This is a genomic window from Vibrio sp. 2092 (genome assembly GCF_033339635.1).
GTDB lineage: Bacteria > Pseudomonadota > Gammaproteobacteria > Enterobacterales > Vibrionaceae > Vibrio > Vibrio alginolyticus.
In genome coordinates this window covers 541932-562810 of sequence record NZ_JAWOUY010000001.1, presented here as the reverse complement: position 1 = coordinate 562810, position 20879 = coordinate 541932, and the positions used below count along the sequence as shown (strand labels likewise).

Here is a 20879-nt window from a genome sequence, read left to right as displayed (position 1 = left end):
CCACCTGCTTCCTTTAGCATTTCATCGCTAAGGGAAAAATATAAGATCTCAATGACAGCATTTCTTGCAATTATGTCATTGTACTTTGGCTTTGTTCTGAATACTCCTGTTACTTCAAAACTTATTGAGCTAACGAAAGGTTCAGAAAGCCATCTGTTCTCATACACTTCACCATTATTGCTGTCATTTGCATTTTTCATCATTTTTTCAGCATTTGGATTTAAGTTTGTATTCAGACCTGTTTTTATCCTGTTTACTATTTCGTCAGCAGCCGCTTGTTATGCAACAAACACGTACCAGGTAATTTTCGATTATGGAATGATTGAAAATATCTTCGAAACACATTCAAGTGAAGCAGCTTCATATGTAAACATGCGTTCTGTAATGTACGTGTTCTTCACAGGTATTGTGCCTTCAATCCTTATCGCATTGGTTAAAATCGATACTGACAAGCCTCTAAAAACACGTATGATTCACCGAGCAGTAGGGCTAGTAGTAGCAGTAGTTGGTATTGCCGCTCTAGCGGCTCTGTTTTACAAGGATTACGCGTCTGTAGGTAGAAACAATAAGTATCTAAACAAGATGATTGTTCCTACTCACATCTATTATTCTACTCGATACATTAAGAATACCGTTTTCCCTAAAGAGCAACTACCATTCAAAGAATTAGGTGAGGATGCTAAAATGCTCTCAGCATCTAATGGGAAGCCGACTTTGTTTGTTTTAGTGGTAGGTGAAACAGCACGTTCACAGAATTTTGCATACAATGGCTATGAGCGAGATACCAACAAGTATACAAAAGGTGAAGGCATTATCTCGTTTCAGGACGTAAGTAGCTGTGGAACTGCAACAGCGCACTCTCTTCCATGCATGTTCTCTAATATGGATAGAGACGGGTATAAGAAAGATGTTGCTAACAATCAAAGTAACGCATTGGATATTATTTCTAAAGCCGATGTCTCTATCTCATGGTATGAAAATGATGGTGGTGATAAAGCTGTAGCGAAACGATTAGAGCTAATTCAAATCGACCCATCATCTGATAAGCAACTTTGTGATGGGCTTACCTGTTATGATGAAGTAATGCTTAAGGGTTTTGACGATAAAGTTTTATCTTCAGAAGGAAATAAAATGATTGCATTTCATACAATTGGCAGTCATGGTCCAACTTATTACAAGCGTTACCCATCAAGCATGACACAATTTACTCCTTCTTGTGATCGAAGTGATATTGAGAACTGCACCGATGAAGAAATCGTGAATGTATATGACAACACTATTGCTTATACAGACTACTTCTTAAGCCAAGTTATTAACAAGCTTAAGTCTTATCAAGATAAGTACAATGTAGCTATGCTTTACCTGTCCGATCATGGTGAGTCACTTGGAGAGAATGGTCTATACCTACACGGAACCCCATACGTACTTGCTCCAGAAGAGCAAACGAAAGTTCCTTTACTACTATGGATGGGAGAGGGGTATGCAGAGGCTAAAGGTATTGATGAAGCTTGCTTGAGAGAAAAAGCTGCATCAAATAGCTACTCTCATGATAACTTCTTCCATAGCTTAATTGATTTCTTCGGTGTTGAAACAAAAGATATCAATCCAGAAAAGAGTTTTATTTCTGAGTGTAGAATTTAAATCTCATGAAATCAAAAAGACTGAATCTTAGCCTTAGATTCAGTCTTTTTTCTTTAGATTGAATATTCAGCGCTAACATCTTTAGAGGTAAGTCCTTGCTCCTTTAAAGCGCGATTTACAATTCGTTCCATAGATTCATATTTCATCGGCTTTCGATATGTAACAGACTTCCACACATCTTGAATTGACCGTAAGTCACCCCAAATGCTTCTTGGTGCGTAATACATCTCAAGTGGATCTGCTCCCACTATCAATTCATTTCCTGCAATTGACCTCTCAATGATTTCCCACTCGCCCTTTACGTTTGATATATGAGCTTTTGCATACTCGATATCGGTTGTAACCCAATCACCAGCTTCGATTTCTTTTCCTGCTGGAAGGCAGCGATATACGGTGAATTCATAATCATCATCACTAAGTAAGTCAGGGTCACGCTCTAAAATTTCTGAAGCTCTACCTAAGCGAGTTAAACAACGATCACTAATATCATCCATATTTGGTCTTAATAGGATTTGGAACTCCTGAAAGTTTTCCGAATAATCGGCTAATCGCTGTATTGCTTCCCAAAAATCTTCAGGCATAGGAGGAACATTTTTTATTCGCAACTCTCTTCTAAGGTTTTCAGCATTAGTTGCCGCACGTATTGCTTGGTTAACCTTTAGTTTTGGAGACAAATCAATCATATCTTTATGCATGTCTGAGAGCACCTTAGATATGAATCCTTTGTATCTATCATAGCTATGCTTAGTAAACTCAAACCCATTATCTGTTTGTTTTACTATGGAAAATGAGCCGTTCATTCCAATTGATATGATGGAATTTTCGAATTTGATGCCTACGAAAAGAGAATCACCTTGTTCTGAAAAATGAAAGTCAGAGATTTTTTTATGCAGCTCATCGACAAGATCATAATCGTCTTTTTCAACCTGAAAATATTTTCTGAATTCATGGAAAAAAATGGTTTTATCTTCTGCTGAAGAAAGCATGTTCGGATGTTTGGATATTCCATCCAATACACCTAATGTATTTTTGTCCTCTTCAATTTTTGACAGGATAAGCCATTTAGTCATTTCTTCATTTTGTATGCTCATTGCATAACCTATTTATTATGATTTTTTTCAATTATACCATTCCTGACTAAGTTATGAGCATTTTATTCTTGGGATATCGCTCCACTGTGTTGTATATCGAGGTGTTAGCATATCCCTTCTCATTCCCCACTTTGGGTTGATACCTTGAGACCCAACGAAAAGGGTGTCAGATCCATATTTGTGGTTTATAGAATCAAGTACATGCATCAATTCGTCATTAACTGGTGTTTCGTTGAAAAGGTCATTTTGATAGTGCTTCCCATCAATAAGGCTAATCAAGCCAGCACCAATCTTGTAATAGCGAATACCCTCTTGAAATAATGCTTCTGCTGCGCGTGTCGCTACCTGTGAAAGATGAAGGGAATCAGAAGTTGGAAACGTGAACTCATGTAAAAATCTAAAGCTTCGGTGTGATTCATCATGTGGTGAATTGCCAGCAAAAAACATGATTGTCTTGCACAAAGAACCTTGTTCTCTGGCTTTTTTTGCAGCTATGCAAGCGTGTTTAGTCAACGCTTGTTCGAGGCTAATCTGGTCTGTGATCCTCTCTCCCATACTTCTAGTTGAGAAAATCTGCCTTTTAGCTGGACGAACTGAGTCCCAATATAAGCACTCCTGACCATTAAGTTCTCTAACCGTTCGTTCAACATCCACACTGAAGTTTCTCTTAATTTTGTCAATTGGGGCGCTTGCCAAATCCCAAGCAGTATTAATTCCCATTAACTTCATTCTGAATGATAGCTGACTTCCTATGCCCCATACAGAAGAAACGGGAAGCTGCTTTAAAACAGCTTCAATTTCCTTATTTTCTTCAAGTACACAAACCCCTCTATACCCCAACTTCTTAGCAGCATGGTTCGCAATCTTAGCTAGTGTAAGCGTCTTAGAAACCCCTACAGCTACAGGTAGTCTACACTCTTTCCAAACAGTCCTTCTCAAGTTCATGCAATGAGTTAGCAAGCATGGAATTGCGGGATAAGTCCTTTTGAATGATAAAAAGGACTCATCAATACTGTATATATATTGCTCAGGCGCAAACCTACCAATTACCCCCATCATTTTCATTGAGAGGTCGGAGTAAAGCTCGTAGTTTGATGAAAGAGCTATGATGCCTTTAAGCTCACACATATCTTTAACTTTGAAGTAGGGTTCAAATTTCTTTATTCCTAACTCGATTGCCTGCCTGTTAGCCGCAACAATACAACCATCATTGTTACTCAACACAATGATGGGTTTCCCTCTCCAATCAGGTCTAAAAACAGATTCACAACTCGCGTAAAATGAATTTGCATCAACCAAAGCATAGGTCATTTAAACAGCTCCAATGTTGATTGAGAGTGATTGCGGATAGAATGTATAACAACCCCTTCGAAAGAAAAAGAGTCGTATTCGGTAACAGGGACAGCTTGATATTTATCGTTAGCGGAAAGCAGTAGATGTCGCTTTTCGTCCCATATTTTACAAACAAATTCGCCATTCAGTGTCGCGACTATAACGGAATGATGAGTTGCCACTTTGCTTCTATCCACGATTATAAGGTCATTATTGTAGATCCCCACACCTTCCATAGAATCGCCGTTGGCACAGCCTATCCAGGTTGAGTTAGGATTATGAATTAGGAGGTCATCTAAGCTGAGTGACGAAGTATGGTAATCATTGGCTGGGGATTCGAACCCAGTGATTCCAGCAGAAGCTTTGAATGGGATGATGTTCATGATAAAACACTGTATAGATACACAGTGTTAAGTGTACTATCACGAACCTGTAACTGCAAACATGAAAAACATCAGAAATTGTAATATGAAGTCTGCTTAAGCAGACAATCATCAATTGTTTCCTTACCGTTAGCCAAATGAAACGGTTTTCTCTACTTTTAATTGGATTGAAATATTCTTTCTGACCGAGAATGGTACATCCCCGACATATTCTTTGACGATATTGAGTAGTTCTGGACTAGGTGTAATAGAAGAACCAGGGCTGTTGTTGAGAGAATCCGATACATAGGCGTAGACGCTGACATAATTATCAATGATAGATAGGAAGTTGTCAGGGGTTAGAGGATGCTCGGATAATATACATTGTTCATCAGCAGAAGAGAGCAGTAGAAAAACCATGAAGTTTCTACGGTCTGAAAGCATATCTCTTGCATAGATAGATAGGTTCGATTTTACTGCTTCAATATCAATATTATTCATAGATCTGTAGCTCTCATAGATATTATAATGATTGAATAAAAAAATGATTTTGTTTGTTAATTAAAAAAAGATACTGACAGAAAAAAGTCAAAAATCAAGCCTAAATACTCAATAAAGGATTAAAAATGAAAATATTAAAGACGCTCACATTGTCACTATCACTTGTATTCGCATCAAATGCCCTATCAGCAAATGTCGATGATGACAAAATATTACATTTTGGTGCGTCTACCGCGATAGGATTTGCTTCGCAGTCTTTCTTTGAAGATAAGGATTCTGGATTTTATACTTGCGCAGCAGTAGGTGTGGCAAAAGAACTGTACGACGAAGTTGATTACGGTGGATTTGATACAAATGACATGGTGATGAACTTGGTTGGTTGCGCGGTAGGAACCGTCATTGGTGATGAGCTTGGATTCAAGATCGGCATGAGTAAAATTGGCGATGCTAATATGCTATCTATAAATTACTCTTTCTAGCTAGCTGAAAAAGTGTGATATAATTTAACAAATAAAAAGTCTGGCTGAAAAAATGAATAAAGAAGAGTTAAAAGAAAAAGGTAAGAGCCTTCTTGATTACAATGAATCTAGAATCCATGAAATGAAAGAGTGGATAGAGCATTTTCCTTTAACTGGTAGATGTCCAAAGGGGCAAAAAGAAAACTTGTCAAAATTAAAAAGTATTAAAAGTGAAGTTGATATGTTTCAACAATATGGTCTTCATGGTAGCAATATCAAAGCCGTGCTTACGTATTGGGACGAAATAGAAATAGAGAACATAGTGGACAGCTTCATTAAAAGCGAAAAAAATAATGTTTTTAAATACAGAAATATTGAGTTTTCGAACAAAAGCCCGCTTTCTGAAAAGGCATTTCTTGCGAAGTGCAAAGATTTGGTTCAAACAATAAATTCACTAGACGGATTCCATGCCAGAGCTATGGAAGGAAGTGTGAAAATTTCTTTTGTTGGTGCTAAGGATATTCGATCTCTAGCTAAATACGATTCAGAAAATGATGAGGTTTTAATTAAACACACGTCACTTTCTGATAATGAATTATATGGTCATATGAGATATTTACTGGTTCATGAGCTTGGTCATAGATATGAGAATAAGTTTGGATTACCTGAATCGTTCTCTGATGATTGGTATAGGACAACCAAATACTCGTTTACTGAATCTCTTAGTGGGTCTTCAGAAGCATTTGCGGAAGTGTTTGCAGTTAGTCATTGGCCTGAAAAATACAATGAGTACTCAGATACCATAAATAGATTCAGCACAATCATGAATGAGTACACGCCAAAATTGAAAGTAAAAAAAGACTTTGCGCTAAATATGTAGTTAGGAAAAACAATGAACAATAATAAATACAGCATATCTATAGACGAGAAAAAAACAGTAAGAGAAAAAATTGTTGATGGGAGTTGGAAGGTATTACCTTTTGGTATGCTAATACTCGCGTCTAACCTTAAATCATACATAAATGCTAATCCAGGCTATGCTGATCTTAAGCCATTTTTTGCAGATTGGAATATTCCATCATTAATTCAAGAAGCGGGGAAAGGCATTGTTAGCGTTGCAAACTCAACTAAAAATGAAGATCCTATCTACTTCGGTGAACATATCGGATATTGCCCGATAGATCCCACTTTTATGGATTATTTAAGCTATAAAATGGGGAATTTTATCTCATTAACAAGTAATCCTCTTGCAGTTGCAGGGATTTTGGCATCGGCTGCAAGTCTCACGATGGCAATTGGAATGTCAATAAAACACATTGACGACGAAAATAGACCATTAGTTCACTATAAGAATAAATCTTGGGAGCATTTTCAAAGAAGCTTTCAAGAGGGCGAGGCACAGGCATACAAAAAATCCGTTGATGACCTTCTAGGTGGCTCTAACGGGCTATCAATATCGCTCAGAAAAATCCCTAGACTTGGTAAGAGAATCAAGAGTGTTTTTAAGGATCTAGAGGCGCACGAGTTGCTCTCTCTCAGATTTGTATCTGAGTTTTCTGGCGCTATTACAGGAACCCCAAGTAAAGAGCAAAAATTCATGCGTGAAACCCTACAAAGGATTACTGGTGAGGGATACGAGGATTTTGAAGCTATCATGCAGGCTATCAAGCCAGAAGTGATAGAAGAGTGCTTGGAACGAGGGTATTCATTCAGGTCAGTAATTGACATGTATGTTGAAATTCTTAATAAGCAATTAGAGAGTGATCCTACAAAGGATAAAATCACTTCAAACACTAAAGCGTATAATGAAATATTCGACAGACTCTCAGAGCTTCACAATAAGCACATTGTATATCATTCTTTTGCTAATCTAGTGGCTATGGCTTATGAGATGCAAGGGAGAGTGCTCAAAGGTGAAGCAGACAAGTCTGAGCTTGATGACATTGTTTCTGAACTGGAATACTTTGAGTCTATAACAGACAAAGTAAAGCATAATGGTGAAGAGTATTCTCAATTGCAACATCAAGCATGGTTGGTTAGACACGATATAATTACTTTGTCCACAGAGAATTATAAAGATCTTGTAGGAGCAAGCGATAGTAAGCATAAGATTCGCGCTTCTCAATATGCAGACCCTAAATTTTTCTATGAACGAGCAATTAAAAAGATCCTGCCAGATGAAAATATCTCTATGGAACATGGAATGCTTGATTACCTATCGATTGCGACAAGGGAACACTTCGGTGAGCACATTAAGAAACAAATAGACAATAGTGCTGATGTCAAAATTGATCGGGACGGAAAAATTCATAGCGATCAAGTAATAAGAGATAGGGCATATCAAAGACAAGACATGTTTATCCGAAATAGCATAAACATCGCTGTAGGGATGAATGTGGTTGCAAATATAGCTCAGTCTGCCACATCAGTGAAAGATGCAGATTACATAAGCGCTCCAATTAACTACGGGAATATTCTTACTGAGTTTTTCACTTATATAAGAAATCCTGATGCTGTAATGACGAACTTTAATAATGCTGTTAACGCATTGCAAAGCAGTACTTATTTTGCTCCTGCTGCATTTTTAACTGTTGGCTCATTGCTGGTGGTGTCAGTTGGAAAATACTTACATATGAAAGAGGGTAAGGATAAGTATTTCAACATGACAAGTTCTGGTTCTTGGAAAATGGTTAAAAAATACCTAAGTGAAAAAGATATAGAAATTAACAGGGTGTTTAATAACCAAATGGATAATAATATATCAGGTATTTTTTCAAGACTTGGAAAAAATAAGGTAATTGAAGCCGTTAAAAAACTCGATGCTCCTGCTATTACAACTTTAGCAGTTGTAGCTCAAATGTATAGAGAAGCAAAACACCCTGACATTTTTGATAAGTACATAAAAGACATAATTTCTAAGGACGATTTTACGGATTTTATGGATGTAAGCAGCGAAATATTATTGGCAGAACAAGCGAAAAGAATGAGTCCAAAGAAATTGGTAAGCTCCTTGATTAAAAGCCTAAATAAAGTCAACAAAGAGTTAAATGGTGACATGGTTATTGGTAACAAGGAAAAGTTTACTGATGATGTATTTAAGAGGGCTGAAGCATTATCAAATGCTCATACAAGATATAAATCTTTTGCAGTAATGGTTACTGAACTCCATAAAAACCGTGATGCGATATATAAGGCTGCTGAAGAAACAGAGCAGGACAAAATCCATATACTCAACCTTCAAAAAGAGAATGGGGGTTTTGTTAACAAAATAAAAATTAAAGCACTTGAGCAAAACATTGAGTTTAAGCTAAAGTCTATCGATTTTATGCTTAAAAAGCAGGCGGAAATCGCGAAGGATTTTGAGTTATACGCATTCTCTAAGCGAACATTTGAAAGGCATGACGATGAGTACGATGCATTACAGGCATTGGCTAACGAAATGGCGATTTGTAACTATAAAAAAGACTACTCAGTTATTGAGAATCAAATGGGATTCAAAATAACAGATAATATGCTTCGAGACCCTGAGTTATTATTCAGAAAGCTGGTAGTCCCTTACGCTGAAAAAATGGGCTTACCTTTGAAAGCTACGAATACAGGTTGGGATTACTTCGGTACTGCGGTTAAAGAACAAACTGAACCATATATAACTCACGTTATTACCCAAGAGTATAAAAGAAGAGTTCAGGAAGAAGAAAATAAAGGGATTGGTGATAAATTGAAAGAGGCGTTATCTTTCTAACAATAAGTGGAGCATAGCTCCACTTATTTTTTACTCTTCTTTTGTTTTATTTCTGACTTTTTCTGAATCATGATTTCTTTAGAGGCTTTATTATCCAAAAAAACAGATTTTCCATCATCTTGCTTTGAAAATGACTTCTCAATCAAAGTTTCGTATTCATCAATAATAACTATATCGTCAATATTCATTTTGGATCTACCTTAAAACCTAGATTCTGTAGTTGTTCGTATGTCGTTTTATTATCAACATCTTCCAGCCACTCAATCCCTTTCATAAAAAGGTTTCTTTTGAAGTGTACGAGTGATATACCCTTGGTCTTGTTGAAACATAAAATGCTGAGGAAGTTCTTCGAACCTTCGCCAATACCAGCGTCTTTGCTCAAGCCTGTATCCAGGTAAATTCGATTATGAACCATTACAGGTTTAGAAACCCCAGTATGACCATGAATTGAAAGATCCAAGCCCCTTACAGGAACGTTATGATGCTCGTTCTTTAAAACACCATATTCAACAAACTCTTCGTGATGGCTCGTTAACAAGTCAATATTTCTCTTGGATACACCCTGTTTATTAAGTTCTAAGTAGTCATAATCAGGAATTGAAGCGTGAGAAACTGCAATCTTTTTACCTAAGAACTCAAATTCAATACAATATGGTAATTGACCATTGAGCTTAGAAAGCATGTACTTAGTCATGCAGTCAGGATATTTATCAATCCAATCGCCACCGCTTTGATACCATGCATGATAACTTGCTCTATCGTTGTTTACAAAGGCGTTGATTGCCATTCTTTCGTGATTACCTTCAACGGAGTGACCGTTTTCAATGCTAAGTACATAAGTAATCATTTCCAAGTTCTGTGAGCCACGGTCAATATTATCACCCACTAGTAGTAAATGATCTTTATTAGAAAACCCTAATTCATTAAGGGCTAACTGTAGAAAATTAAACTCCCCATGAATATCTCCTGGTATATAGATATTTTCTGCTGAGCTTAAATCCAGTTGTTTGATAAATTCATTCATGAAATTAATCTCATTTAATGGTTATCTGAATAAACTATGTTCGAATTCTGTATGATTAGATATTTAAAATTTATAGATGAAATTATTGTACCAGAGGAAGTGTGAAAGTCTTAGTATTTAATTAGTTTAGGATTATGGAATAAAAAAGCCTTAACAACGTAAGGCTCTTAAAGATTAGGCTTTTTGAGATTTCTTTTAGAATGTCATAGATGTTTGTAGTGAAACACCCAATTGATTTTCACCAGCATAAGAGCCAGCTAGGTCAATTCGAACTGTACCAAATGGAGAAAGCCCGATACCTGCTGTGAATTGATCGTCAAGATTGTTGGCAATGTCAGTTTGGTAGCCTGCACGAAGTTGCGCCCAGTCCCAAGCATTTAGTTCAATACCAATTCCAGCTAGCTGAGTGTTATCTGATGAGGAATCAATTGAATTCATGAATCCAGACATATCTTCGAATCGCTCTGTTTCATTTAGCTCAATATCTGCACCAACTGTGAACCAGCTATAGTTGTAACTTGCGCTTGCTACGAAAACAGGATTAATCGAATAGCTTGCTTTAACACCATCTAGCTCAACGGTATCATAACTTTGTGAAATTAAGTTTCGACCAACAAGACCAAGAGACAAGCCGTTATTCATTGTATATGCAACGCCAGCATCCAGGTTAAAACTTGTTTCAGAATTCTGGTACTGATCATCTGTCATATCATCAAACTCAAAGTTGTTGATATCTGCAACGTAGTTGATGGTTTTCACCTGTTGGATTTTCGGTGTTAGACCATAGTAAATTACACTATTTTCTAGTTTGTACTCTTTAGCTAGAGCTGCGCCAAATTCAACAACAGCGATACCAGCGACAGTTGCTGTAGAGTCATATGTGTGAGAAGGGTTAAGAAGATCCGATTCATTCAAATCACTATCAGCGACATCTGCGTAAACAAATGCGTCTGCATAGCCTTGAGTGAACAAGTTCACAGAGACCAACTGATTTGGAATCGCTACTGCCATACCAACGCCAGCTTGTACATAAGCGCTATCACGATTTAACGCTGCAAGAGCATCAACAACATTTGAAGCGTTCTGTTGTGTGCGGTTCGCTTCTAAAGCGTCAATGGCATCAACAGCACTATCAATACCATCTACCATTTCGCCCTTATCTTGTAGATTGACGCCGATAGAAGGTAGCAAGATACCCACGTCATCGCTATCGCCATATTTTGCTACAAGGGCTGGGTTGTGGAATGGTGCCATAAGGTAGTTTGAAGTAGAAACACCGATTCCACCCATACCTACTGAACGAGCGTCAAAGGTTGTTGCTGAAAAAGCTTGTGATGAGAATGCGGCAGAGACAGCCAATGTAAGTAATACTTTCTTCATTTGTGAACCTATAAATTAATAGTAAATAAAAACAAATTAAGTTTAATAAATTATCATTACTTAATTTTTTATCAATGTATAACTAAAAACATAGAAAATCAAGTAAAATTTAACTGAAACTCGCCGTTAACATTGCTGTAACATATCTGGCTTACTCTTATAAATAAAGTTATAATTAAATTAATAATCACATAAATATAAAAACAAAACTTAGCCTGATTTCTATTAGTAGAGTTAAATCAATAGCTTGAGTTAAAAAGATAAAAAATTCACGATTTAGTTTTTTTATAAAAAAACGCAAACTATAAAAACATATGGCAAATAAAATCAAATCAAAATTACCATAAAGTAGCAGAAATGTGATCCCGATCACTAGAATATTATTATAAAAATATTCAACTTAGTTTTTATATTTTATTTGTCATGCTATAGTTAAATAAAGATATTCGTCACATTTTTTGTGTGATTAGGAGATGACAAAATGGATAAAAAATTCCTAAAAGAACAGTTTCAATCTCCAGAATCAATAGGTATCTATTTTGGCAATTTGCGTGGCGAACCAGTGCTAGGTTCAGATAATGTGAGTGCGACAAAATACTTATCATCTGGGGATGATATCGCGGACAGTGTTAAATGTGCGTGTTTTGTCGCAAACAAGCTTAAAGGTGAAGCCGAAGTTTACGGATTTTTCAGAGGCGACAACCCTATAGTTTCGAATCCAAACGTAACTGATGAAAATCAACATTACTTTGCTGTAGTAGATAAGAGATTTATCGTTGATTTATGGATATTTCATAACAAAGGGGAAAATGAGCTTGTTTACGATTTACAAGATAGTAATGACAAAACAGAAATAATAACAAGATATGGAAATCCTCGTCTTTGGTCTTGGCTAGGTCATGATGGAATTGTTTCACCATATTCGCAAAGTTACCCACTTGAAAAACGTATTGAGTTTGTAAGAAGAGAAAAAACTAATGAAATTTCAGTCGAGTACTCTTGAAACTGATTAATATTATGATATAAATATCCCTTTCAAGAAAGCAAAGGGATGTTTTTTATGATTTTAAATCTGATTATCTACTCATCAGATGAAGCTAGAGTTAGCACATCAGTTGATATCGACATCGATTGCCTGCTTTCAAAATACCATGCCATTGAAAAGCACACTTCGAGCAAATGCAAGAAAGATCTGAACTTAATTAATACCAAGTCAGTATTGATGGGAACCAAAGATCTTAAAGATTTAGCTGAATCCATGATTGCAAGTAGCTTATTTAAGCTACAGCGCAGCAAACCCAATGAATACCTCAAACTTATAGCTAAAGACTCTATCACTTGTCATAAGCACTTGTTTATGATCAACCGCGATATTGATGATGCTCCTTTACTTCCAATTGAATTCATAGAATGTCCTGTTGATGTAATTACTGAATCATCGCAAGCACCAGACTGGCATTCTGTGTTTGAAGATCTTATTAAATACTATAGAACTGGAGAACACCCTGATTTTGTTTATTATGATGATATTCGAGTAAGTATTCTTAATGACAATGATTTCATGGTTAGAGTGCTTTTTGAAGATTATGAATCACACTTAATATCTTCAGAATTCGCATGTCCTGATGGCGAAAGCTTGAATAAAATAACCTCCAGAAAAGTTATATCTGCTTTAGATGTAAAAGAGTTCGAAGATAACCCTAACATGATAGTTAGAGCGGCTGTAGATGTTGCACTTGAGAAAAACACAGTAAGAGATGCAAAGTCTATTTTACTTGGATACGCAGCCTTAAAAAGGCATGAATTCAACGTGAACGATAACGACTGCTTTACCTTGGTATTAAGTCAACTTGAGGAAGGTTGCACCAGCCTATCTATAGAACTTTAATTATTTAATTGCCAATGACCATTATGTTATAATTTTAGAAGAAATAAATATAATGGTCATTATTAATGAAAAAAAGAATAGCATTAGCACACGCTTTAACAGAAAGTGATTTAGAGTTCGCAAACCTAATCGGAGGGCTTCCAAATCCTTCACTTGGCTTCATCCCTTCAGACCAAGAGTTCTTTAAGTATGGCTCTTGCGTACTACTTCTTGACCCTAAAAAAATTGATTTCAACAATAATTACGCTTCATCTATTGATGTGTACAGCTCAGTATTTCCAGATGTATCTTTTGAATTGAATCACTCATTCTGGGATCAATTTAATGATCGGTTAGATGCAGCCCTGCAAGCAAATCAGGTTAATGTTGGCGAGAAATATAAAACCCAAACAGTTATACATCCTGAGTTATTAAAAGGAGCTATTTCAGCAAGAAACTTGTTGGTTAAGAATCCTGCTGTAAAATTACTCTATTTGAAAGAGAAAAATATACACAACCCCTGTAAGCCTAAGGAGATTCCTAAGGAGAAAAAGATACCTTTTTTATCTAATGAATCAATTGAAGCTCTCATTGATAACAATGTTTTAGATCTTCCTGAGGATGATGCTAATAAAGAAATATCAAAACTCCTTCTGGCTGACGTGCAGTTAAAAATGAAAATGCTAAGCAGTACAGGTGGAAGCGATGGAAACTCAAGAAAAAACAGGATTGAACTTAGGAAGTTAAACGCATTCATAGAAAACAGCATATACTTTGATGACGGGATTCCAAAGCTCTATGTAAGCTATTTTGACAATGCAAGGAATGATTTAAAAGAACACCTTAGAAGAACACCTTCAATTGACGAGTCGAAATACATAAGCGATCTTGAGGAATACTTCAAAAATCATGTGCCACGCGGAACTTTTGAAGACTGGGTATCAAAGACAATTGAGCCTGGCTTTGGAAAAGCCTTTTTCTTTAAAACATCTGAGCATGATGTAGATTACGACAAAGAAGATATTTCGCATGATGAGATCTACGGAGTAGAAAGAGAGTTAGCGACTCTAGACAACCTGTCAAAAGAAATGAATAGAAAATTGATTACATGTGATAGTTTGTTTTCTACTTCGATAGTTAAGATTGCTGCATCAGTAAAAGAGCGATTACACTCTCTAGAAGAAATCGAGAATCACATAGACCAGTTAAAATCTGAAGAAGAAGTAACTGAGTATTTCATGAGCCTTAAAGATGAACTGAGTGCGATAATCGAAGAATTAGCTGCTTACTACAAATTCAAAGATCCTAATGGAAATGTGTCATCAATTTACAATAATGCAGCTACAGAAGCACTTGTTCAATCGCGGTGTGAAGTTAACGATGAACTAAGTGAAAGCTTTTTCGTTGACCAGTTGCCGCATGAACTTATAACTAGAATCGATGATTTAAGAAATAGTCTAATTGTTGCTCCGTATACCTACTTCGAGTTAAAAATGAGTAATCCTATTCGATTAAACGATTTCTCTGTTGCGATTGTTCCAAAGAATGTATCACCTTCGCTGGTTGGAGTTCTTAAGGAAAATGGACTAAAGATCTGTGGTTATGAACAAGGAAGCAACTTTGATTTCGTAAGTGTATTGAATAAGCAACATGACCTTCTATTTGGTGATGGTGGCGAAATTCAAAGTAAAATTTTAGAGAAAGAAGTGCAGAATTCGCTTTGATTGCCTAAATATGAATCACTTAAACATTGATTCCTACGTATATCGACTCAATGGATTGATCCTTTAGATCAAAAGATATAACATCAAAACGTAATTTAAATAAGTAATAAAAAGTGAAAACTATGAAAAGTACCTTAACTTTCGGCTTGATTAAGCCAAATGCAACAAAAGAAAATCTTGATTCTGCGATCCTAGCCGATATCTTAAATGCTGGCTTTAAGCTCGTTGCACTAAAGCGTGGTGTTATGACCAAACATGCTGCGGAAACGTTCTATGCGGAACATAAGGAAAAGCCTTTCTTTGGTGAACTTATTGAATTCATGACTAGTGGCGAAGTTGTAGGGTATGTGATTGAAGCTGAAAACGCTGTTTTAAAATACCGTGGTCTTATGGGTGCTACGAACCCACTAGAAGCAGAATCTGGTACGTTGAGAGCTAAGTACGCTCAAACTAAAAGTGAAAACTCCGTACATGGCTCTGATAGCGATGAGTCAGCAAATCGTGAGATTGAGTTATTCAAAACCAAGCTCTTTGTATAAGAGTAACTATTACTTTAGGAGGCTTAAGCCTCCTTTTTTTATGTTTATAAAAAATATTGACATGATGTAGTCTGACCTATAATATGCGACCAAATCAAATGAAAAACCTTGTGATAACACTGGGATACAAAATTTAATCAATTAAATAAAGGAAATAAAATGGATACACTATCTAATATTTTGATGTTTGGCGCAATTGGTGTTGCTGTCTTAGCACTTCTATCCACAATGATCGTGATTGTAAAACCAAAGCAAGGTGTGTTAATCAACTTCTTTGGTGGTCGAATTGTCCGTGAAATCTCTGAGCCAGGCATTTATTTTAAACTTCCAGCTCCAATTCATGGTGTTGCTGACAATGTGTCTTTTGACATTTTCCAAATCAAAGAAGATTGTTCTGTCAAAACAGCAGATGAAGTTGTCCTTGGGATGACGGTTAACGCTTCAGTTCGCGTGATGAAGAATAAAATGCAAGAGGCTTGCTATGACCTTGACGATCCTGAATCCTTGATCAAGTCTGATTTGCGTCAAATGACTTGTTCCGAATGTGATTCCTTGGAAACAAAAGAAATTTACAGCAGTAAAGGTGCAATGACCAAGAATCTAATCGACAAACTGAACAAAAACTACAATCAGTACGGATATGAGATCACAGATGTTAAAATTGATGATCCTAAACTACCACCTGAAGTGCGTGATGCTTCAAACCGTGTCGTAGCTGCTAAGCGCACACTAGAAGCGGCAAAAATTGAAAAAGATGCTAAATTCGAACTTAAAATGGCTGATGCTCGCGCAGATGCTGGAGCGCTTGAAGAGCGTACCAAAGCTGCTGTTAAATCGAGAGAATCTTACGCTCAGGTATGTGTAGATAACCTGAAGAAGTTCAAAGAGTCAACAACTGACGCATCAGAGATTAATATGCTGATGATGTCAATGGAAGCGATGGATGCTCGCGACTCTGTTACAACAGCAGCACGTTATGGCAACCTAGTTCTATTGGGTACAAGCCAAGCTTCAAATGAAATGGGATTGCAAGCTAAAGTAGCATCGCAACTTCAGAAAGCACAAAAATCTTCTAATTCAGAAGGTGAAGTTGAAGAAATGCCTGAATCTGCTGATAAAGAATAAATAAAGGTATAGCCCTTGCTTTTGCAAGGGCTTAAATAGTCATGAACACTAAGCAACTGATTTTTCCTTTGAAATGCATCATCTGGCTAGCTTTTATCACACTCTTTTCATCAATTTTCATTGTAAAGATGGTCATCTGCTCATCAAAGATTTTATTAAAAAGAATAAAAAAAGGTTAATCATGAAACGTTTTAATATGAACGAGAAAGCTGAGGCTGCTAATGCAATAGTTTCAGGCGCTCATGAAGAAGTTCAGGTGGGTGTAGGGTATAGCTGCAATGAGCTTTACAAACTGTATAAGCTTGGTGTGAAGCATGGTGTTAAGGTATCTCAATGTACTCAACACCTTCTTGTCCTAACCAATCCTGATGATGTCAATTCAATTACGGAATCCCTGGAGCCTGACACTGAATACATTGTCATTTCTGAATTTGAATTAAGCGAAGAACAAAAAAATGTTTTAGCTAATTTGAAATGTATTAAGTTATTAATGATGAAATAAATGGAGCTACAATGAATTTCGCATTATTTATTATTTGGGTTTTACTCATCCCTCTAAGATTAATAGAGGGGGAGAAACAATCACACGATATCCTTGGAAGATTGATTTTTAAGGGTAAGGGGAAGGTAATCGCTTCTGTTGCAGCAACCAGCATTTTAGCAGTGATTCTTGGGTTATTTATCAACACCCTCTTTGACAAACCTGAGAACGATGAAAAGCTGAATAGCAAAGTTCAATCTGAAGAGATTAAGCCTGAAATAACTGAGTTAAAAGCTGAAACTAAGAAGCCTTCTGTATCTCCACAGATTGTTAAGCCAGTAGATATTGTTATTGCAGACTCAAAAACGAAATTTGCTTTCAGTGATCGTAAAACATTTAACTTCTATCTATTCAATGAAATCGAAGATTGCTACAAATCATTTGGCAAAGAATTTGGTCGAATTGGTGGTTCATGTAATGTAGAAATTGAAGGTTCGGACTCACTCTCAAATGATCCTACAATGCTAAAATCAGGCTTTGTTATGGTTTTCATGAGAGGGCAAGTATCAAATGAAGAACATCATTACTATTTCCCTATTTATAAGAAAAAGGGTGTAAATGGTATTTACTATCATGCAAGTCAACAAAGTACAAAAGATTCTGGATTCTATTTTTACAAGAAACACGGAATGAATTTTGAACAGATGTTGAGCAAGTTCTATGGTAAAGAGGTGGACTTCTTTCCATATGACGTAAAAGTAAAAGAAACAGATCTTGGAAAAGTTAGAAGCTATATTGAGAATGAGCAATTAGATAGTGGAGTAAATACTACTAAGGTAGTAAACCATAAAGTAGTTAAGACAGCTAAATCGAATGATAAAGCTCCACGAAACTCATATAACTATCATGTTTTCCGTGAGTTTAGTAGCTGTGAAAAATTGACTAATAATTCGGGATTGTATCACAACAACGAAATTGACTGTAATCCAGTGTTCCCGAGTAATCAGCCATCAACTCTTAAAACAGCAAATAGCTATGAATTGTCAGGATTTGTATATGCCATAAAACGCAAAGTAGGGATCTTCAATCGTGATGAAATGTTTAAATACTACCCTGTTTATAGATTGGTTGGTTCAGGTGCAGATAGTGAATCGCCTAATTATATCTATGAAAATGGCAAAGAAGCTCAACTAGAAGGTTTCTATAACGAAGCCCTAACAGTTGATCAACTTGATAAGCTATTTCTGTACTAATTTTATTATTTAAAATCAGAGCGCCAGTTAACCGCTGGCGCTTTTCTATTTTAGGAAAGAGCATGAAAAAGAAGCTAGAAGAATTAACAATTAATATCATTAAAAACGCACAAGATATTGTTGCAGAGAATGCAGCAGAGATAATTGGATATAATCTCAAGAAATCACTAAGTCTCGAACTGTTAAGTGTAACGAAAATTGTTAGCGGAAAAGTTATAACGGAAATGGGACTTATAGACAGAAAATGGATAGTAATAGGGGATTACATTATAGATCCTGTTCTGGCTGTAGAAGTCTCAACATCCGAAGGCTTTGTTTTCAATGTTGAATTCGACAAAGTGAATCAGTACATCTGGTTCTAATAAAAGAGCCTGCTTAGCAGGCTCAATTTATCAATAGTTATACTTTCTGTTCCTGATCTGACCCGCTCTATGCTGACCATAAAGACCAGGTTTCGTTTCCCCCGAGTAGAAACTGTTTGGTTCAAGCTCATTTTCCTCAAGTAATTGAGAAAAACTAAATCCATTTACCTTATATTCTTTGATGACCTTTTTATTTACGGCTTCAATATTATGCTTACCTTGACCTTCGTATCGGACTGGATTTGGTTTGAAATCGTCCATTGACGTATTGCTTCGTCCAGAAGGCAGGCTTTGTAGGTTTTTGATAGCAGTTATCAAAGACACAGGGGTAAATGTGTTGTTCTGTTGATTTTCAATCAGATTCAAGTGTAGGTTTTCATCAAAGTCCAATTTTGGATCTGGTGTCATTTCCGTTGGGGTATGAAAGAAAAACTTAAACCCATCCTCTACACCAGCGTATACAGGCTTGCTATTGTGATGATATAGGTATTGAAGTATCCCTTCCTGTAATGCGAAAGCAATCCCTCGATTTTTCAATGTGTATAAGTCATTGAAGTCGATGCCTAGCTCATCCATTAGCTGGATTGCTTTTCTATGAAAACCAGTCATCTCGGAAGGGTTCTTGAGAGTTGCTTTAGACGCTGCGTTAACAGCATGTATACTCCGTAGGAGATCATATGTATGCAAAATCATCATATACCCTTGTTTGATATGAGTTGATAATCATCGAGTATATGCCTAAACAATTTAATGGTCAAACGTTCTTTGTTTATCATGCATGTAAAGGAAACTGGGCAATTCTGATAAAGATTTCAGATAAATACGTCTCTTATCACTGTGCAAGGAATTGAATATTTAGTCATTTAGAAAGAGTAAAGTCTTGCTGCTAAGCAACAAGACCCACTCTAGGAAAAGAAATGAAATAACAAAGAAATGTAACCGCGTTCCGATATACATTAAATAAAATATACAAGTATTTTTAAAATAATACAACACTTTTTATTAATTATTTTATTAACTGGCTAATTTATGAGTTGTTAAATTCAATATCGTGTTTTTGGTTTTACCTTTAAACCAGTAATTGTTACTATCGAAGTTGCAAATAACAATAATAAATAAAGGTAAAAACACTATGAACAGTAAAATTAGTCAATTTATTGCGCTATCCAAATCATTCCATCTTCATGAGTCAGACTTTCGACTTACAAAAATTGATGTGAACTCGAAATGCTTAGTGAGCCAGGTAATAGAACAAGCCGAACTGAACTTAATAGAAACAATAAAAGCATACAAACCAGAGGGTAAGTTTTTTAAAACAGATGTTATATATAAAATTTCTGAGTTGGAAGCTAAGGTAATAAGGGAACTTAATGCTATTTCAAAGGTTTATGGTGCTCAAATAAGTAATGATAAAGTCGGATATACTCAGAAGAACATTGATCTATTAATGCACAAAGAAGAACAATATAGCGTCTTAGCATCAAAACTTTCCCGCAATATTAAGTATGCACTCATTGACTCAGAAGATAAAATCTTAATCGCATTAAAAGAATCTTATGAGCGAATCTCTGAATTAGCAATTCAATCAACACGTTCTAAATACTTAATAAAGCAAGCTAAATCAATTATTTCTAAATCCATTTCACATTGTTCTCATGAGTCTTTGAATGAGTTATTTTATAGTCTAGAAACAATAGAGATTGCGACGAATAGAAGCAATTTCATGAAAACGCTGCTCGATAACATTAAACTCTACATTCCACTAATCATTGCTGACAAATATTCGTCTGATGATTTTGAAGTCTATCGAAGCACAGATAAAAATGGTCTGATTGAATTAACAGCTCTTGAGACCAGTGATGTTCTTATGAGTATTTACGAGTCACTTTTACAACTTGACTGCGTCAATGAAAAAGAAATATGTATTCTAAAATCCGTAATATATACGCACGACTATAATCTTCTATTCGACTATGATTTATGATGATAAATGAGCC

Annotated in this window: 21 protein-coding genes; 13 read left to right on the top strand and 8 right to left on the bottom strand. The window is 36.0% G+C overall.

Annotated features, from left to right (window positions below; genetic code table 11):
• The first annotated feature begins 51 nt into the window (after window positions 1–51).
• Window positions 52–1641, top strand: a complete 1590-nt coding sequence (locus R7P80_RS03315) for a phosphoethanolamine--lipid A transferase (protein WP_318096671.1) — start codon at window positions 52–54, stop codon at window positions 1639–1641.
• Between the two features lie 53 nt (window positions 1642–1694).
• Here R7P80_RS03315 and R7P80_RS03310 read toward each other — a convergent pair whose 3' ends face one another.
• The 4 genes from R7P80_RS03310 to R7P80_RS03295 form a co-directional block, all read right to left on the bottom strand.
• On the bottom strand, window positions 1695–2732 hold the full coding sequence (locus R7P80_RS03310; protein ID WP_045595366.1) for a hypothetical protein: 1038 nt from the start codon (window positions 2730–2732) through the stop codon (window positions 1695–1697).
• Window positions 2733–2783: 51 nt separating this feature from the next.
• Window positions 2784–4043, bottom strand: coding sequence for a Y-family DNA polymerase (locus R7P80_RS03305; RefSeq protein ID WP_045595365.1), 1260 nt, complete (start codon window positions 4041–4043; stop codon window positions 2784–2786).
• Complete coding sequence (locus R7P80_RS03300) at window positions 4040–4447, bottom strand: LexA family protein (RefSeq protein ID WP_038129655.1); 408 nt, start codon at window positions 4445–4447, stop codon at window positions 4040–4042. Before R7P80_RS03300 ends, R7P80_RS03305 begins: the two co-directional genes overlap by 4 nt.
• Before the next feature lie 129 nt (window positions 4448–4576).
• A complete protein-coding gene (locus tag R7P80_RS03295; protein ID WP_318096670.1) occupies window positions 4577–4846 on the bottom strand; it encodes a hypothetical protein in 270 nt (89 codons plus the stop codon).
• Between the two features lie 206 nt (window positions 4847–5052).
• On the opposite strand from R7P80_RS03295, the gene R7P80_RS03290 reads away from it, so the two are divergent.
• From R7P80_RS03290 to R7P80_RS03280, 3 genes are read left to right on the top strand one after another with little or no spacing between them, the layout of a single operon-like run.
• Window positions 5053–5406 (top strand): hypothetical protein, encoded by a 354-nt coding sequence (locus tag R7P80_RS03290; RefSeq protein ID WP_052697569.1) that lies wholly within the window; start codon window positions 5053–5055, stop codon window positions 5404–5406.
• Between the two features lie 52 nt (window positions 5407–5458).
• Complete coding sequence (locus R7P80_RS03285; protein WP_045595363.1) at window positions 5459–6265, top strand: hypothetical protein; 807 nt, start codon at window positions 5459–5461, stop codon at window positions 6263–6265.
• 12 nt (window positions 6266–6277) lie between these two features.
• Window positions 6278–9127: a hypothetical protein gene (locus R7P80_RS03280; protein WP_045595362.1), complete on the top strand. Its 2850-nt coding sequence runs from the start codon at window positions 6278–6280 to the stop codon at window positions 9125–9127.
• Window positions 9128–9150: 23 nt separating this feature from the next.
• Here R7P80_RS03280 and R7P80_RS03275 read toward each other — a convergent pair whose 3' ends face one another.
• The 3 genes from R7P80_RS03275 to traF all read right to left on the bottom strand — a co-directional run bounded on the left by R7P80_RS03275 (window position 9151) and on the right by traF (window position 11531).
• Window positions 9151–9315 (bottom strand): hypothetical protein, encoded by a 165-nt coding sequence (locus R7P80_RS03275; protein ID WP_155399694.1) that lies wholly within the window; start codon window positions 9313–9315, stop codon window positions 9151–9153.
• On the bottom strand, window positions 9312–10151 hold the full coding sequence (locus tag R7P80_RS03270; protein ID WP_116920948.1) for a metallophosphoesterase: 840 nt from the start codon (window positions 10149–10151) through the stop codon (window positions 9312–9314). Before R7P80_RS03270 ends, R7P80_RS03275 begins: the two co-directional genes overlap by 4 nt.
• A 195-nt stretch (window positions 10152–10346) precedes the next feature.
• Entirely contained in the window at window positions 10347–11531 is a 1185-nt protein-coding gene (gene traF / locus R7P80_RS03265; protein ID WP_053319176.1) for a conjugal transfer protein TraF, read from the bottom strand.
• 481 nt (window positions 11532–12012) lie between these two features.
• Between traF and R7P80_RS03260 the strand changes: the two genes are divergently transcribed.
• The 8 genes from R7P80_RS03260 (at window position 12013) to R7P80_RS03225 (ending at window position 18882) form a co-directional block, all read left to right on the top strand.
• On the top strand, window positions 12013–12534 hold the full coding sequence (locus R7P80_RS03260) for a hypothetical protein (protein ID WP_045595359.1): 522 nt from the start codon (window positions 12013–12015) through the stop codon (window positions 12532–12534).
• Between the two features lie 57 nt (window positions 12535–12591).
• Window positions 12592–13419 (top strand): hypothetical protein, encoded by an 828-nt coding sequence (locus tag R7P80_RS03255; RefSeq protein ID WP_318096669.1) that lies wholly within the window; start codon window positions 12592–12594, stop codon window positions 13417–13419.
• 65 nt (window positions 13420–13484) lie between these two features.
• Window positions 13485–15122, top strand: a complete 1638-nt coding sequence (locus R7P80_RS03250; RefSeq protein ID WP_318096668.1) for a hypothetical protein — start codon at window positions 13485–13487, stop codon at window positions 15120–15122.
• A 122-nt stretch (window positions 15123–15244) separates the two neighbouring features.
• The gene (gene ndk / locus R7P80_RS03245) at window positions 15245–15661 is read left to right on the top strand and encodes a nucleoside-diphosphate kinase (protein WP_045595355.1); all 417 of its coding nucleotides are present in this window, start codon (window positions 15245–15247) and stop codon (window positions 15659–15661) included.
• Window positions 15662–15820: 159 nt separating this feature from the next.
• A complete protein-coding gene (locus tag R7P80_RS03240) occupies window positions 15821–16786 on the top strand; it encodes an SPFH domain-containing protein (RefSeq protein WP_045595354.1) in 966 nt (321 codons plus the stop codon).
• A 181-nt stretch (window positions 16787–16967) separates the two neighbouring features.
• Window positions 16968–17288, top strand: a complete 321-nt coding sequence (locus R7P80_RS03235; protein ID WP_045595353.1) for a hypothetical protein — start codon at window positions 16968–16970, stop codon at window positions 17286–17288.
• A gap of 11 nt (window positions 17289–17299) precedes the next feature.
• On the top strand, window positions 17300–18520 hold the full coding sequence (locus R7P80_RS03230) for a hypothetical protein (protein ID WP_318096667.1): 1221 nt from the start codon (window positions 17300–17302) through the stop codon (window positions 18518–18520).
• 62 nt (window positions 18521–18582) lie between these two features.
• Complete coding sequence (locus tag R7P80_RS03225) at window positions 18583–18882, top strand: hypothetical protein (protein WP_116920942.1); 300 nt, start codon at window positions 18583–18585, stop codon at window positions 18880–18882.
• Between the two features lie 30 nt (window positions 18883–18912).
• On the opposite strand, the gene R7P80_RS03220 is transcribed toward R7P80_RS03225, so the two are convergent.
• Complete coding sequence (locus R7P80_RS03220; RefSeq protein WP_133297292.1) at window positions 18913–19491, bottom strand: hypothetical protein; 579 nt, start codon at window positions 19489–19491, stop codon at window positions 18913–18915.
• Window positions 19492–20014: 523 nt separating this feature from the next.
• On the opposite strand from R7P80_RS03220, the gene R7P80_RS03215 reads away from it, so the two are divergent.
• On the top strand, window positions 20015–20866 hold the full coding sequence (locus R7P80_RS03215; protein ID WP_318096666.1) for a hypothetical protein: 852 nt from the start codon (window positions 20015–20017) through the stop codon (window positions 20864–20866).
• Window positions 20867–20879: the final 13 nt, after the last annotated feature.

Coding starts and splice junctions, on each gene's coding strand:
- R7P80_RS03315 (WP_318096671.1), top strand. CDS start 52: ATGACAGCATTTCTTGCAATTATGTCATTGTACTTTGGCTTTGTTCTG.
- R7P80_RS03310 (WP_045595366.1), bottom strand. CDS start 2,732: ATGAGCATACAAAATGAAGAAATGACTAAATGGCTTATCCTGTCAAAA.
- R7P80_RS03305 (WP_045595365.1), bottom strand. CDS start 4,043: ATGACCTATGCTTTGGTTGATGCAAATTCATTTTACGCGAGTTGTGAA.
- R7P80_RS03300 (WP_038129655.1), bottom strand. CDS start 4,447: ATGAACATCATCCCATTCAAAGCTTCTGCTGGAATCACTGGGTTCGAA.
- R7P80_RS03295 (WP_318096670.1), bottom strand. CDS start 4,846: ATGGTTTTTCTACTGCTCTCTTCTGCTGATGAACAATGTATATTATCC.
- R7P80_RS03290 (WP_052697569.1), top strand. CDS start 5,053: ATGAAAATATTAAAGACGCTCACATTGTCACTATCACTTGTATTCGCA.
- R7P80_RS03285 (WP_045595363.1), top strand. CDS start 5,459: ATGAATAAAGAAGAGTTAAAAGAAAAAGGTAAGAGCCTTCTTGATTAC.
- R7P80_RS03280 (WP_045595362.1), top strand. CDS start 6,278: ATGAACAATAATAAATACAGCATATCTATAGACGAGAAAAAAACAGTA.
- R7P80_RS03275 (WP_155399694.1), bottom strand. CDS start 9,315: ATGAATATTGACGATATAGTTATTATTGATGAATACGAAACTTTGATT.
- R7P80_RS03270 (WP_116920948.1), bottom strand. CDS start 10,151: ATGAATGAATTTATCAAACAACTGGATTTAAGCTCAGCAGAAAATATC.
- traF (WP_053319176.1), bottom strand. CDS start 11,531: ATGAAGAAAGTATTACTTACATTGGCTGTCTCTGCCGCATTCTCATCA.
- R7P80_RS03260 (WP_045595359.1), top strand. CDS start 12,013: ATGGATAAAAAATTCCTAAAAGAACAGTTTCAATCTCCAGAATCAATA.
- R7P80_RS03255 (WP_318096669.1), top strand. CDS start 12,592: ATGATTTTAAATCTGATTATCTACTCATCAGATGAAGCTAGAGTTAGC.
- R7P80_RS03250 (WP_318096668.1), top strand. CDS start 13,485: ATGAAAAAAAGAATAGCATTAGCACACGCTTTAACAGAAAGTGATTTA.
- ndk (WP_045595355.1), top strand. CDS start 15,245: ATGAAAAGTACCTTAACTTTCGGCTTGATTAAGCCAAATGCAACAAAA.
- R7P80_RS03240 (WP_045595354.1), top strand. CDS start 15,821: ATGGATACACTATCTAATATTTTGATGTTTGGCGCAATTGGTGTTGCT.
- R7P80_RS03235 (WP_045595353.1), top strand. CDS start 16,968: ATGAAACGTTTTAATATGAACGAGAAAGCTGAGGCTGCTAATGCAATA.
- R7P80_RS03230 (WP_318096667.1), top strand. CDS start 17,300: ATGAATTTCGCATTATTTATTATTTGGGTTTTACTCATCCCTCTAAGA.
- R7P80_RS03225 (WP_116920942.1), top strand. CDS start 18,583: ATGAAAAAGAAGCTAGAAGAATTAACAATTAATATCATTAAAAACGCA.
- R7P80_RS03220 (WP_133297292.1), bottom strand. CDS start 19,491: ATGACTGGTTTTCATAGAAAAGCAATCCAGCTAATGGATGAGCTAGGC.
- R7P80_RS03215 (WP_318096666.1), top strand. CDS start 20,015: ATGAACAGTAAAATTAGTCAATTTATTGCGCTATCCAAATCATTCCAT.